This window comes from Microcoleus sp. B5-D4, from assembly GCF_036705145.1.
GTDB lineage: Bacteria > Cyanobacteriota > Cyanobacteriia > Cyanobacteriales > Microcoleaceae > Microcoleus.
The window spans coordinates 76,815-90,216 of sequence record NZ_JAUBTV010000013.1; the positions used below are offsets into that span (position 1 = coordinate 76,815).

14 protein-coding genes are annotated in these 13,402 nt (G+C 40.7%); 5 read left to right on the forward strand and 9 right to left on the reverse strand.

The window, feature by feature from the left end; all coding sequences use genetic code 11:
* Positions 1 to 442: 442 nt before the first annotated feature.
* From QUB10_RS09150 to QUB10_RS09160, 3 genes are all read left to right on the forward strand, one after another.
* Positions 443 to 922, forward strand: a complete 480-nt coding sequence (locus QUB10_RS09150) for a restriction endonuclease (protein ID WP_333201431.1) — start codon at positions 443 to 445, stop codon at positions 920 to 922.
* Between the two features lie 72 nt (positions 923 to 994).
* Positions 995 to 1,408 (forward strand): alternative ribosome rescue aminoacyl-tRNA hydrolase ArfB, encoded by a 414-nt coding sequence (gene arfB, locus QUB10_RS09155; protein WP_333201433.1) that lies wholly within the window; start codon positions 995 to 997, stop codon positions 1,406 to 1,408.
* A gap of 172 nt (positions 1,409 to 1,580) precedes the next feature.
* Entirely contained in the window at positions 1,581 to 1,820 is a 240-nt protein-coding gene (locus tag QUB10_RS09160) for a hypothetical protein (protein ID WP_333201435.1), read from the forward strand.
* A 123-nt stretch (positions 1,821 to 1,943) separates the two neighbouring features.
* On the opposite strand, the gene QUB10_RS09165 is transcribed toward QUB10_RS09160, so the two are convergent.
* The 4 genes from QUB10_RS09165 to QUB10_RS09180 form a co-directional block, all read right to left on the reverse strand.
* Complete coding sequence (locus QUB10_RS09165; RefSeq protein ID WP_190732409.1) at positions 1,944 to 2,213, reverse strand: helix-turn-helix domain-containing protein; 270 nt, start codon at positions 2,211 to 2,213, stop codon at positions 1,944 to 1,946.
* 234 nt (positions 2,214 to 2,447) lie between these two features.
* Complete coding sequence (locus tag QUB10_RS09170) at positions 2,448 to 2,729, reverse strand: helix-turn-helix transcriptional regulator (RefSeq protein ID WP_333102662.1); 282 nt, start codon at positions 2,727 to 2,729, stop codon at positions 2,448 to 2,450.
* 308 nt (positions 2,730 to 3,037) lie between these two features.
* A complete protein-coding gene (locus QUB10_RS09175; protein WP_333151447.1) occupies positions 3,038 to 3,628 on the reverse strand; it encodes a helix-turn-helix transcriptional regulator in 591 nt (196 codons plus the stop codon).
* Between the two features lie 327 nt (positions 3,629 to 3,955).
* Positions 3,956 to 4,228, reverse strand: coding sequence for a helix-turn-helix transcriptional regulator (locus QUB10_RS09180; RefSeq protein ID WP_333038831.1), 273 nt, complete (start codon positions 4,226 to 4,228; stop codon positions 3,956 to 3,958).
* Between the two features lie 246 nt (positions 4,229 to 4,474).
* On the opposite strand from QUB10_RS09180, the gene QUB10_RS09185 reads away from it, so the two are divergent.
* Positions 4,475 to 5,473 (forward strand): hypothetical protein, encoded by a 999-nt coding sequence (locus tag QUB10_RS09185; protein ID WP_333201438.1) that lies wholly within the window; start codon positions 4,475 to 4,477, stop codon positions 5,471 to 5,473.
* A gap of 10 nt (positions 5,474 to 5,483) precedes the next feature.
* A complete protein-coding gene (locus QUB10_RS09190) occupies positions 5,484 to 5,642 on the forward strand; it encodes a hypothetical protein (protein WP_333145087.1) in 159 nt (52 codons plus the stop codon).
* Positions 5,643 to 5,764: 122 nt separating this feature from the next.
* Here QUB10_RS09190 and QUB10_RS09195 read toward each other — a convergent pair whose 3' ends face one another.
* The 5 genes from QUB10_RS09195 to QUB10_RS09215 all read right to left on the reverse strand — a co-directional run bounded on the left by QUB10_RS09195 (position 5,765) and on the right by QUB10_RS09215 (position 13,334).
* Positions 5,765 to 7,081, reverse strand: coding sequence for a transposase (locus QUB10_RS09195; RefSeq protein WP_333201441.1), 1,317 nt, complete (start codon positions 7,079 to 7,081; stop codon positions 5,765 to 5,767).
* Between the two features lie 428 nt (positions 7,082 to 7,509).
* On the reverse strand, positions 7,510 to 8,991 hold the full coding sequence (locus QUB10_RS09200) for an AAA family ATPase (RefSeq protein ID WP_333201443.1): 1,482 nt from the start codon (positions 8,989 to 8,991) through the stop codon (positions 7,510 to 7,512).
* Entirely contained in the window at positions 8,988 to 12,803 is a 3,816-nt protein-coding gene (locus tag QUB10_RS09205; RefSeq protein ID WP_333201445.1) for an Eco57I restriction-modification methylase domain-containing protein, read from the reverse strand. The genes QUB10_RS09200 and QUB10_RS09205 overlap by 4 nt, the downstream gene beginning before the upstream one ends.
* Positions 12,804 to 12,876: 73 nt before the next feature.
* The gene (locus tag QUB10_RS09210; protein ID WP_333201447.1) at positions 12,877 to 13,116 is read right to left on the reverse strand and encodes a type II toxin-antitoxin system HicA family toxin; all 240 of its coding nucleotides are present in this window, start codon (positions 13,114 to 13,116) and stop codon (positions 12,877 to 12,879) included.
* Positions 13,113 to 13,334, reverse strand: coding sequence for a type II toxin-antitoxin system HicB family antitoxin (locus QUB10_RS09215; RefSeq protein WP_333201449.1), 222 nt, complete (start codon positions 13,332 to 13,334; stop codon positions 13,113 to 13,115). The genes QUB10_RS09210 and QUB10_RS09215 overlap by 4 nt, the downstream gene beginning before the upstream one ends.
* Positions 13,335 to 13,402 lie beyond the last annotated feature (68 nt).

Here is a 13,402-nt window from a genome sequence, read left to right on the forward strand (position 1 = left end):
GGCGATCGTCATTCCTTATTTTCTTTCTTCGTCTGTCATGTAATCATCGCCTTTTAAACCTGATGCCGGCTGTCGAGGATCGCCGCCGGGATCGAGGAATCGCTGACGTGCGTTAGCAAAGCCCTCGAAGAGGATCGCCATTAATTATCCCAATCTGCGGTCTTGCTCTTGAATGATATCATGCGGTTTCGTCATAGTCTTCTACCTCCTCTAGTCGAGCGGGTGTAGTTTAGCCGGTTGGCTATTGTATGACCCATTGCTGACAGGATTTTCAGCTATCATTGATTGTTTCCTTGCACCTATTATCAATTCTCATAAATTCCGGGTTTTCGGCGTAGATAATCAGTAATTAAGATCACAATGTGCTTGTGATATGGGTAGATAACTATACTGACTAAATCTGGTACGCTCGTAAATACTTCTTTAAACTAAATATAATCTTATGTTAGATTTTATATTAGTAGCCGCTATCGTTTTCGCTGCGGTAAATATGATTTGGGAATGGGTAGATACATGGAAAGAAGAAGAGCCAAGAAAATGTTTATCAGACAGTGGTATTCTGGAAGTGGATGAAATGACTGGCAAAGAGTTTGAAAACTTTCTAGCTTTCCATTTTATAAACTGTGGTTATATTGTTAATTTAACTAAACATAGTCAAGATTATGGAGCCGATCTAATTTTGTACAAAGATGGCTCAAAAACTGTGGTTCAAGCAAAAAGAACCAAAAGACCAGTTGGTATTAAAGCAGTTCAAGAAGTAGCAGGAGCGGTCAGATATTACAAAGGAAATAAAGCCCTAGTAATCACCAACAACAGATTTACAAAAAATGCTTACAACCTTGCTGAATCTAACCAAGTAGAGTTATGGGATAGAAAAAGACTCATCGAATTCATCCTGATAGCTAATAATTGTAGTAAATAACTTATCTACCAAAGTAAGTTATATATAAAAGATGCACTGCTTTCTCAGTATCTTTAATTTCACTTATTCATCATGTTACAAATTTCTAATACTGTGTTCATTCCTGATGGCGAAATCGAGATTAGTGCGATTCGCTCTCAAGGCGCGGGGGGGCAAAATGTAAATAAGGTGGCGAGTGCGATTCACTTGCGCTTTGATATCCCAGCTTCCTCATTGCCCGATCGCTACAAGCAGCGTTTGTTGCAAATCAACGACCAGCGCATCACCTCCGAAGGTGTGATTGTCATCAAAGCTCAGGAACACCGCAGCCAGGAACAAAACCGGGAAGAGGCTTTGAGACGGCTGCAAGAACTGATTAAAAGTGCGATCGTCATACCGAAAAGGCGCAAACCCAGCAAAGCAACTCGTAGTTCCCAGCGCAAGCGTCTCGACAGCAAAACCAAGCGAGGGCAGATTAAAGCTCTGAGAGGGAAAATTACGGAGTGATTGATATAGCAATCCTTGCAGGAGTCGTAAATTTTTGACCCCACCCCAACCCTCCCCTTATCAAGGGGAGGGAGTAAGAAATTCACAAATGATTTAGGATGGCTATAATATCAATTCCTATTAAAATTAGGATATAATTTTAGGTGATGATTGTTAGTTTTAGGAAACAACAATGACAACTACTACAAGTAACGAGCCGACGCTAGCCGATGTTATTGAAAAGCTCGACAAGCTATCGGCAGAAGTTGAGAAATTATCAACTGATGTTGAGAAAACTAATGACAAAACAGACAGATTCAATGACAAATTCGATAACTACCAGAAAGCTACCCAATGGGTTGTGCAACTTGCTTTCACTTTGATTGCAAGCGCCACTATCACGGTGATTATCACTTCTGTTCTCCGTAAGTAATACCAAATCCTACTTTAATATCCTTTTTATAACTTGCTTGTTAGATGCCCGAATTCTTCAAGAAGTCGGGCATCTAATCTGCTTTTTTAGGTTTGTCTAATTAGAACTAAGCAACAAAAGTTCTCAGTCGGGATTTGGTGGGCCTAAGTCGTTAGGCAAATCGTTAAGCGTTTTTCCGAGAGCTTTGCAAAGGGCTTTCATTTGAGCAATGGTCAGTTCTGGTTGGTCTAGTCCTCGCTCCCAGTTACTGATTGCTTGTTGGCTTAGGGTTTTTGCGCCCGTTTTGTCGGGAATTTGCTTTGCTAAAGCCGATTGCGATAAACCAGCAGCTTCCCGCAAGATTTGCAGTGCTGGTATATCTTTTGACTCTTGAGTTTGTTTCTTTCTGGGCATATCATAGGAAATTTACAAGCAGACTTGTTGACAACCCGGAAGTTTACAAGTATCCTTGTTAAAGATAGAGACAACACAAAGGCGGCTGCTTTAGCCGGACGGTGGAAACGCTTTGGTTTAGCGAGCTGCCTTATTTGTTGTTTCTACCCATTATGCCTGCATACCCTTAGTATTTTCCGGGCTTGGGTGCATGACTCAAACCCTTTTCCCTAGACATTTCCGAACCCCTGCGGGTTAGTTGTCGTTCGGCGAGGGCTCACGACTTGGTAAGTCATCGGGAATTTTGGTTACATCTAATCCTAAAAGCTCAAACATAGTTTTTAGAGAAACCTGGTACAGGTTAGCCATAGCAAGTATGTTTTCAGCGTTAGGTAGAGCCTTGCCTAATTCCCAGTCAGCTTGTCTTCGCTCGGAAATTCCGATTTTTTCTTTGACTTGAGGGCGTGTTAGTCCAGCTTGTTCTCTGAGTAGTCTCAATGGAGACTTCTCCTTTTCTTGTAAATCTTCTTCTATCATAGGACGAAATATTCATGATGTAAACGTCTTGACAAAGGCTTGCATAAGACGTAAACTTCATGTTGGTAGGCAAAACAAAGGCCGCTCAACGAGCCTCCAAGGTCAAAATGCAGGTTTGAAGAACCGCCTTATTTGTTGTGTCTATCAATTATGCCTGCATACCCAAGCGTATTTTCGGGGGTTGGGCGCATACCTCAAGCCCCTTTTTTCTCAACGCCGAGGAGGTGATGCCATGTAAAAGGTCGATCGACCTCACAGCCTGACTCAAAATTGTATCAAATGTCAACACCATGATTTAGCTGTGCTTGTTAGTTATCGTTCGATGAGGGCTCACGACTTGGTAAGTCATCGGGAATTTTAGTTACGTCTAATCCTAAAAGCTCAAACATAGTTTTTAGAGAAACCTGGTACAGGTTAGCCAGTGCAGCTACGTTTTCAACCGTTGGCATCGACTTTCCTGATTCCCAGTCAGCTTGCATCCGCTCAGAAACGCCGATATGTTGTTTGACTTGAGGGCGGGTTAGCCCAGCTTGTTCTCTGAGTAGTCTCAATGGAGACTTTTCCTTTTCTTGCGAATTTTCTGCCACAATACATGAAGCTTGTTTCACAACCTCTAGGTTCTTGACCTCCTCCGAAAGATGAAGTACACTTAATGCTTGTAGGTCATCGGGAATTTTGGCTACGTCTAATCCCATACATCTAGCAAGTGTTTTTAGAGGTACGCCTAGCTCGCGCGCCAGAGCAATGACGCGATCGAAGCGAGGAATTGATTCTCCTCGTTCCCAATCGCCAATAATGCGAATTCCTACCCCCATTCGACGACTAAGTTCGGGTTGGGTCAAATTTGCACTTTCTCTAAGGTTTTTCAAGGTTATGGTTTCTTGATCTTTAGCTTCCATCAATTGTAGCAGTTAGTTGCTAGCATAATAGTGCTTGACAAATTTGACTTATGGCACTAAACTGCTAGTAGATAGGCAAAACAAAGGCAACCGGGCGAGCCTCCAAGGTCAAAATGCAGGTTTGAAGAACTGCCTTATTTTTCGTGTCTATCAATTGTGCTTGCATACCCAAGCGTTTTTTTGGGGGTTGGGCGCATACCTCAAGCCCCTTTTTTCTCAACGCCGAGGAGGTGGTGCTATGTAAAAGGTCGATCGACCTCACAGGACAGCCCAACTCAAAATTGTATCAGCAGTAATAATTTTTTAACTGTTGGTTTAATTTAATTGCTAATTCGGCCCAAAGCTCTCTGGAAGTTCATCGATTTTTTCTATTTTTAGTTCTCGGCAAATAGCTTTCAACTGAAAGAGAGAAAATTTTGGTTCTGTGGCTCCAGATATCCATCTATGATACGTGGCCCGGGGAATCCCGCATCTAAAAGCAAACTCATCTTGTGATAAGTCTGTTTTGTTGATTCTTAGGGCTTCCAATGGTGAATTGCCCTCCTGTCTTCGTTCTTTTCTTGATGACATTGTAACATAAATCTCAAATTGAGATGTCATACTTGACAAATTTAAATCGACATCTCATAATGAGATACAAGTGACAGAACAAAAGCTGGCCGGTCAGGGCGAACAGCCAAAACCTACAGTTTTGAATAACCGCCTTGAGGTGGTGCCATGTAAAAGGTCGATCGACCTCACAAGAGTGCCCAACTCAAAATTGTATCAAAGATCCAGACCAAAACTTCAACTTTGCGATCGCACAACTTCCGTGCTATCGTGCCATTTCTCGAACCATTCCAGATCATGCCCCCATCAATTGACAACTTCTACCTAGGCGATGTCGCCTCCAACTTTCACTTTGCAGGCCCGCTGCTAGACTTTGAAGAAGAAATCCAGAATCAATCTCCCTTTCACGATTTAGACTACCTGACAGGCGAAATTAAAAGGGGATTCCTAGACTACGTGCGTCAAGGAATCATGCTGGACGCCATCCGAAAGCTGCGATTGTACAAAGACAAGTTCAAAACTTTTAAAAGTTACTGCGAACAAGCATTAGGTAGGCAGTATTTTTACTGCACACAAATTATCAAAGCTGCGAGCATTTGCCTGCGCTTAATTAAAGCAGGATTTGAGATTTTGCCTAGCTGCGTTGCTCAAGTTGTTCCTTTGTTCAAACACGCAATTACCGACCAATATGGCGACTGTCGTTTACAGGAAAAGTGGCAAGAAGTTGTCGATGTCATACCCAAAGAAAGGATTACCGCAGTAACTATTGCCGAAACCGTTGACAACAATCCCAACCTGCGGCTCAAACAAATTCGCATAAAAACCGACACCTACGCCCTTTTAACGAAAAAAGCAGCCGCAGCCGGACTGTCAATTTCGGAATTTTTGGCAAGGTTGGTTGGCGAATACAATCCCAGAAATTCAGACCAGCCAGCGGAACATACTCCCGAACAAGAGGAGATTTTAGACCAATTAGACGCGGAGTTTAAGAAGCCGGCCACGGAACAGACTGCAACTTCTGCCCCAGGAAAAGTTAAGTCTAAAGGTTTTGGAGTGAAAGTTGAGCCTAAAGGTGGTAAAAGGGAAGTGAAGGCGAAAACTTCGGAAAGGGAAGTTAAGGCAAAAACTTCGGAAGGTGAAGTTAAGTTCAAAAATCGGCAAACTGAAATCCAAGCCGAGAAACAGTCGAATTCATTTAATGAGAAAAATCATGAAGTCATCTGCCCAAAATCCTATCATGCGTCAACTGAAATTAATGGAGGCTCAACTGAACGAAATTCAGTGCCACCTTATTAAAGCCAGTGTGTTGAATTGGTGGCAAATAGTTTTGCCTGACGGTCAGAAAATTGCGATCGAGCACGCGGGCGGCGGACACTGGATTTTTCGGGCTAACGGGCTTGAGAAATTTCATCCAGAAGTGCGGCTAGCGGTGTTAAGGGCGATCGCCGAAGGCTGTCGCCGGTAAGTTACGGGTAAGGACACGGCATCACAGCCGTGTCCCGGAAGGGGCTGGTGGGCGATCGATCTGATTTCATATCATTTGGGGATGCAGTGGGCGATCGTTTATACTGCGTCAACTACCCAGCATCAAGCGGAGTACCGCCGGAGATGTGGGCTTGTATCTGAGCTCCACCGCAATTCCGAGAATCTTTGCAGAATCTCAGCTTTAGTTTCACGGCCCGACACATTAGGGGATGCTGACAAGCTCCCCGTACTCGTCCAGTCCTGCCGGACAAGCAACGTTCTCATGGCAATATTTCGCGCACCCACCAAATCAGCATGAAGCTCGTGTCCGCAACATTCACAGCGAAACAATAGCCCTTTTTTTGGTCTATTGCCTGCTGATGTGTGTCCGCACTTTGGACAGCTTTGCGAAGTATAATGAGCTGGGACTTTAGTAGCTAAAGAGCCGTTCAAATTAGCTTTGTAGTCAATATAGCCGTGCAATTCGGCAAACGACCATTTAACTTTATTTCGATTAGCTCTTCGCTGTTTCTTGCTAGCCTTTTTACCAGACTTGGACTTAATTCTATCCCGAACTCCGGTTAGGTTTTCCAGTCCAATCAAAGTATTAGGTTTGGCAATATCCTTGCTAATTTGGTGGTTCACGTCAGCGATCAACCGTCTTTCTCTTCCCGACAAAGCAATTAGTCTGCGCTTGGCCGAACGAGTGTCTTTACGCTGAAGAGTTTGTCTAGCTTTATGATAGCGGTTGGCTTTATGTCTAGCTTCTGAACCTGAGTAGAAATTAGACTTGTTTTGTAAGTCTGTTTCTACGGCTAAGTAGCGCATCCCCACGTCAACGCCAGAAACTCTAGTTATTTTCAGTGGGTCGAGTTCAGGGGTTTCTACCTCAATACTTACCATCAAATAGTAAACCTTAGAGGAACGCTGATAGACAATTTTAGCTGCTCCAAACTTGGAACCCTTGGCAATCAAATCCAGATGCTTGTTGTAGCCATCATACGAAACTACTATTCTACCAGTCAGGGTAATAATACTCACCTTCTGCTCGGATTTAAACGAGTAGTCACGCTGATAATTCAAGGTACAGGTTCGAGAGATATACTTAGGGGGTTGGTCTAGTCCTTTGTACCGTTTCTTGGTGTACCCTTTAGCGATAGCATCGTTAGATTGTTTTACCTTAGTCCAGAGAGTTTTATACGTTGCCGAAACTTGTCTCGGTACATTGCAAGCCATCTGAGCGCCAAGTCCAAATCGAACTCGCAATTCATTGTAGACAGCCTTTTGTAACTTAGCACCATTGCTGGTTTTGTTCGCATCAAAAGCAACTTGTGAAGTATGATTCAAGGCATCGCGATAAGCCAAGGTAGTCTGAGATACCAAAGCTTTTTGCTCGGCATTCAGGTTTAGTTTTAGCTTGGCGGTGATTATTTGAGGCATTACTTTCACGAACTCTGACAAAATTCTATCTCGTGAAGATGGCAAAAGCAAGTGGTGTAGCAAAAATTATTTGTTCGCTCATCGACCGCCCCGAACCTTCCGACACATAAAGTCATCGGTTTAGTTCGGGGCGGCTCTCCTCGCTCACGCAAATTCCTCCCGACGCTCACCTGGGTACAGGTAGAGCGCGGGACTCCTTTTGGTTTAGTTGAAAGTCGGATTGTCGATCGGCTTGTAGGGCGCTTTGGGCACGGCCAAAAAGCCTTGGACGTAGAGCGCCCCCTCAATAGCTAAGGCTGCCTTACAAGCGTTGTCAAAGCAAGTTTTAGCTTGGCTTTTGATCGGGGTCGCGATTTCTATCTATCGCGCCTCATCTAACAGTTCGGTCATGAGGTTTTCTGTCGATATCACTCAGTATTAGTTTAATATCATATGCCCAACTCATGTTTGAGAGTTTTTACTGCATCAATTGCTTCTTGAATTTCGCGATCGTAAGTTTGGCTAATTTGTGCATGATTTAGGGGATTCATAATTAATGTACGATATAATTCAATATTTTGTTTACAGGTTGCACTTAGAAACAGAGTTCCATCCTTTTTGTAGGCGATAAGTGGTTGCCAAAAGTCATCGGTTGTTAATTTTTTAGACTCTTCTTGATATTTTACCTTTAAGTAATGCTTATCACAGAATTTTTTGAGGATGACTTCAAAGGCGGTACGCAAATATACAGCGGATGCTTTGAGATCGGGAGCTTGAGGAGGAATCGGGGTGAGATATTGTTGAGCTTTGTCTAAATAATCAGTGTCTTGCTTCCAGACAGGAATTTCTAAATCCTCTGTAATTTTTCCGCAATAAAGTTCCTGAAAAACCCATTTGTTACCATCAAATCTCTGTTTAAGAATTTCATACCACTCCCGATCGTAGGTCATCAAAAATATTTGGTACTCGCTGAATTGATCTTTGATAATATCAATTAAGGGGAGACGATTAGACATATCTAAGCCAATAAAAATATCATCTAAGGCGAGTAGTTTGAGTTGGGGTTTCGGTGCTACGAGGAGAGAGCTAAAATAAAGCGCGATCGCAATAGCAGAGAGTTTTGCTTCATTCAGGAAGTGATGTGGACTAGATATTTCTCGGTCTAGAAACTTAATATTTAATAAAATCTTTCGATTGTCAATACAATTTTCTTTTTGGTCGTCTCTATATTTGGCTGTGTTATCAAAAGTAATGCCTTGAAAATGTAAAGAAATGACAATTTTATAGCCAAAGTATTCCATCAGTTGTGTAGCTTTTTGCTCTAACTCGTTGAGCTTGGCGCGTAGTCCTTGATTAAAGATTTGGCTTTCGGCTTCAAAAATAGCAATTTTGCGCTTGTGATTTTTTTGTTTTGGAACAATTGCTAGTAAGTCTCTCCAGTTATCAGGAAAGGTTCTTTGCAGGGGATGAAGGTCATTAATACACTGTCCTAACAGGCTATGAACTAATAACTCAAAAATATTGACTTCGGGCTCTCTGTGATGGATAAAATGAACTTCAAGTAAACGTTTATAGTCTAGGATACCTTTAGCTTGAGATGCGGCAATTATGTCTGGATCGTTGGTAGTGCAGGTGGTAGATGACCACTCGTGAACAATTTGGGGTGTATTCAGGTTTTGTCGCAAAAAGAATTTGATATAGCCTTCGTCAGTTTCCGGTGCAAATATATTTTTATATTGCTCAAAGTCTAGATTATTAATTCCAGATTCAAGCAGATACTGAAGTGCTAATAAAAGGGAGGATTTACCGCTACCATTTTCACCATAAATCAGTAAGTTTGGTTTACCACGTTCTCCAACTTTTGCTAATTCGACAATATGATGATTGTAGAAAGCACGAAAATTTTTAATCTCAACTTTAATAATTCTCATCCTAAACCTCTAATAATCCGCACGACTTCTAAACTCTTCAAAAAATAAATATTAACGCGAATCGGATGCTCTGAGTTAAATAGTCGTTTAAAGATTTGTCTCAGCGCTGGCATTTTATCACCTTTGACGGTATCGAAAGCGGGAAGATTTTCCGATAACACATGACTCATGAAGTATTTGTCATGGCTGTGCAATTCTTCCGGTAAATATAACTCCATCACCAGTGCATCCACAATTTGCTCAAAATAACTCAGCATCAGTTTGTCTTCTGCTGTTTCTACCATCTTTTCACCATGACTAGGAATATCTTTGAGTTCGGCGGTAAGGTAGATGATGTAATTAACTAGGGTTTCAATAACATTGCGCTGTGGTTCAGTGGTCGTAGGGATAGAAATTTGAGAGACATAGATAGATTTGAAACGCTTAAAGTCACCACGCACAGCAGGACAAATTTGATTGATAAAAAATTGTATCATTCCAGAGTTAAGAAAGCCTAGTAAATATTTTGACTCTGCTGGAATCAAAAACAAGGTACAGTCAGGGTAAAAACTATTAGTATCAAAAGCAAATTCACAACGAATAGCAATATCTGGGTAAACAATTTTAGGCTGCTCAAAATCTTGCCAATAAGCAATGTTATCCTGAATTTCGTACCATTTATAAGTACCTGCTTTTCTACCTGTACCTGGTGTGAGCTTTTCTTGGTACTGGCTTAGGTAATTTTCAATGGCTGGATACTTCTTGATATCAATTCCTCGTCTTGTAAAAATCAACCATAAGTTTTGATATTCAACACGCCATCTTTTAACATCCCTTCCGCGCAAAAAAGGTTTGAGAACTTCCGCCGATGATGGATGTTCAGTAATTAGCCTATCTCGCGTTTCTCTATCCACCACAAATGCGTCGTTAAAGCCAGTTAAAATGCCACGATAAAATCTGCCATTCACATATTCCCCTAGCGGTGTACCAGTTGTTCGCAGTTTTTCCAACAAATTGAGAACTGTTGACGACTCTAGCCGCCAACCATCAGCAGTCAACTCCTTTTGTGCCATCAAAAAGCTCTGATTTTCAAACACTGAAGCAAACTGATCGACTGGTTGCCCGAATTCCCAATTTAAAACGCGAGTTTGATGATTTTTAGGCTGTTCTTTACTAGCAATAATGATGCTAGGGTAAGCAATAGCCGTAAAAATCGGTGCATCACCAAAATCAATTAATTGCTGAATAGTCGATTCATTACCTAAAAACTTACGCAGCTTTTCCCCGTAACCAGAGCGAAAATATTTATTTGAGGAGATGTAGCAGAGAATACCTTGATTTTTCAGGAGCTTTAACCCTTGCTCATAAAAATAAACATACAAATCAGCTACACCTGTATAACAATCATATTGACTTTTAAAGATGGGTTTAAACTCTTTAATTTGTTCTTGGCGCACATAGGGCGGATTGCCAATACAAACATCAAAACCATCACCTAGCCCAAACATCCATTCTGAATCAAAGAAATCAGCCACAGCATTTTGCTCATAAGGCTTCCAATTAGCCAACTTTTCCGCACTTTCACTCGGAAACCCACCACTTTTAAGAATATCACTAATCTGATGACGAACTTGATCATCTAATTCTCGATACTTAGCCTTAGTTTTAGGAGTACGAGCCATAAAATAACTTTTGCGAACCTCTGCTAATTCCTTTTCCTTTTGTTCAATGCGAGGATCACGTAAAGTAAAATCAGCAGCCCCTTTAATTCCAATCAAAGCATTAGCCGCCACAAACTTAGTTTCCAAATTGGGTAAAGGACGTACACCCCGATTTTCCTGAGAATCATCAATATTTTGGTGAACAATCAGCGAAATGAAAAACCTTAACTTAGAAATCTGGATAGCCACCGGCTGAATATCTACCCCATAAATGCAGTTTTCAATTAAATATAACTTCCGTCCATAATCCAACTCATTATGCTCAAAAGCTTGCTCAATATCCTCAATTACCTTTTCTCGAATCGTGCCATCAGGAATCTCACTAGCCTTAGATATTTGTTTTTCCTTCCATCTGCCATTTTGCGGGTCAAGCTTACTCAGAATATATACCAACTTATGCAAAATACCCATCGGGAAAGCACCCGAACCGCAAGCCGGGTCGAGAATTTTCAAATTATCAATCCCCTCTATTAATCCTGATACTTCTGTATCTGTAAACTGATGCGACTGATTATTATAAGCAAACAGATGGCGCAACCTTTGATTCGCTTCTCTTTCTCCACTGAGTGAAGTCAATTTACCTTCCAAACAAGCAATTAATGCCTCATCTACCATGTAATCAACAATTTCACGCGGCGTATAAAAAGATCCGGTTTGCTTCCTAGCAGTTGTATTCGTTTCCGGGTTATAAGCAGCGAGTAAATTTTCAAACACCTTCCCTAACAACTCAGGATCAAGGGCAATTTCTTCCTCAATCGGCGTATTTTCCGTAACAGTAAACTTATAACTATGAAAAATATTAATTAAACCTCGCACCGTATAGCGCTTGTTTTTTGTCCCGTAAACATCATTCAGATCAATTTGTTGCTCAGATTCACTAAAAAATAGACAATTAGGAATATTTAGCCGATTATCCTGACGTTCCGAAAAACCATCAATGCGGACAATCTGTTTAGGCTGATATTGATCGGGTTTATCCAAACATTCAAATAAACCACCATTCAGAAATGGAATATTATCAAACAATCTGAGTATCGCTGGGGAATCGTGAAAATAATCCTCATAGCGATAGACATTATGCACCATGTAATTTTGGTCACGTCCCCCTGCTTGCTTCGCCTTATTTCTAAACTTACGATTATCAGGTTTACTAGGAGTATTCATCTCCTGATTCAGCGTTGCAAAGAATAAATTTTGCAGAATCGCTTTATAATAAGTGCTTTCTGTCGGTTCATTGGACTTGATTAATTGCTGTACCCTTTGATAGTTAAACAAATCATCTGGTACTAACCCTTTTTCCTTCAGAAACCAAACAAAAATCAATCTCGTAATTAAACGAATAACGCTAGTAGCATTACGAATCTCGACATTTCCCCCCGCACCTTCGGGAAAACTAACATTTTGTACTGCCCAAAAATACCAGTTAGCTACTTCTTTAAAAAACCGTTTATTTAGTTCAGAAGTATCAAGAGTTTTCTGCCAAGCATCATGCAATTGGTCAAAATTGGTAAATTGATACTGTTTAAACAACTGAGGTAATGAAAGGTCAAAAAGTATTTCAATATGAGCGCGATGGGGCTGAAAAATATTAATATTTTTAATTAAAGTGATTTTTTCTAAAACATCCTTAGAAGTTTCTCGTTTATTAGGACGGCGGTTAATTATCGACAAAGTAAAACACTCACCATGTCGGAATAAAACCATAATCGGAATATCAGATTGATGGTTAACTTCGCGAGTAATATCCGATAGCTGACTGCGTGTGTAATCATTCTCGCGCAACTCAACCGCCAAGAAAATATAAGATTGCAGATAATTTTGATCTATGTTACTAAAAGATCCTAATTGACCATTGGATTTAATCTCATCTTCAGTCAGTTGAAACAAAAAATCAACGGACTTCCATTGAGATAAACTCGCCCGTTGCTGGTTGATTTCCCCAAATCCAAAAGTATCGATAAAATCTTCAGGGTGATTGCTATCTAACTCAAATTTTCTTTGCGTCGTATATCCTAGGGTTTGGAATAATAGCTCTAGCTTCTGGGCTGCATCACCCGCAGCTAAATTTTGGATAGATTTCGCAATTTTATCTTTCATTTCTTGTTCATTCATCTTTAATACTCCACTATACAGGTATTGGTGTCTAGTAGGTAAATCATCTAGCTAAAGTATGCTATAGCCTATTTCAACAATTCTCATAGGCGGTAATAAATTCTTCTCTAGTGATTCCTGATTGAGTACAAATCAACCTAAGTGTTGAACCTTTGATTTGATTATGATTTGGTAATGTCAAAGGTGTTGTTGTCCCATCATTATTCATGCGAACCATAGAAATATGTTCCTTTTCTCGAATGATTTGGAAACCCAAAATTTCTAAAGTTTTAATAACTTTAGATTTGGGAATATCTTTAGGAAATTTTGTCATGCTATACTCATCTCTGTTAGAAAGACTTCCGACAATGGAAAATCTGACTCTATCACATCACTACCAAAAGTTTCGATATGAAACTGGAGTGCAGATTTGACATCGGTTAGTGCTTCTTCATATGTGTTGCCTTCACCAACGACAACGCCTTTGATGCCTAGTGGATAAGCAACATAGCCATCAGAATGTTTTTCGACAATGATTTTGATAGTTGACATAGATTACCTCTTTTCAGTAAATAACATTTCGATTTGATCCCCAATATTACAATCAAAATTTGGGATAG

Coding starts and splice junctions, on each gene's coding strand:
- QUB10_RS09150 (WP_333201431.1), top strand. CDS start 443: ATGTTAGATTTTATATTAGTAGCCGCTATCGTTTTCGCTGCGGTAAAT.
- arfB (WP_333201433.1), top strand. CDS start 995: ATGTTACAAATTTCTAATACTGTGTTCATTCCTGATGGCGAAATCGAG.
- QUB10_RS09160 (WP_333201435.1), top strand. CDS start 1,581: ATGACAACTACTACAAGTAACGAGCCGACGCTAGCCGATGTTATTGAA.
- QUB10_RS09165 (WP_190732409.1), bottom strand. CDS start 2,213: ATGCCCAGAAAGAAACAAACTCAAGAGTCAAAAGATATACCAGCACTG.
- QUB10_RS09170 (WP_333102662.1), bottom strand. CDS start 2,729: ATGATAGAAGAAGATTTACAAGAAAAGGAGAAGTCTCCATTGAGACTA.
- QUB10_RS09175 (WP_333151447.1), bottom strand. CDS start 3,628: ATGGAAGCTAAAGATCAAGAAACCATAACCTTGAAAAACCTTAGAGAA.
- QUB10_RS09180 (WP_333038831.1), bottom strand. CDS start 4,228: ATGACATCTCAATTTGAGATTTATGTTACAATGTCATCAAGAAAAGAA.
- QUB10_RS09185 (WP_333201438.1), top strand. CDS start 4,475: ATGCCCCCATCAATTGACAACTTCTACCTAGGCGATGTCGCCTCCAAC.
- QUB10_RS09195 (WP_333201441.1), bottom strand. CDS start 7,081: ATGCCTCAAATAATCACCGCCAAGCTAAAACTAAACCTGAATGCCGAG.
- QUB10_RS09200 (WP_333201443.1), bottom strand. CDS start 8,991: ATGAGAATTATTAAAGTTGAGATTAAAAATTTTCGTGCTTTCTACAAT.
- QUB10_RS09205 (WP_333201445.1), bottom strand. CDS start 12,803: ATGAATGAACAAGAAATGAAAGATAAAATTGCGAAATCTATCCAAAAT.
- QUB10_RS09210 (WP_333201447.1), bottom strand. CDS start 13,116: ATGACAAAATTTCCTAAAGATATTCCCAAATCTAAAGTTATTAAAACT.
- QUB10_RS09215 (WP_333201449.1), bottom strand. CDS start 13,334: ATGTCAACTATCAAAATCATTGTCGAAAAACATTCTGATGGCTATGTT.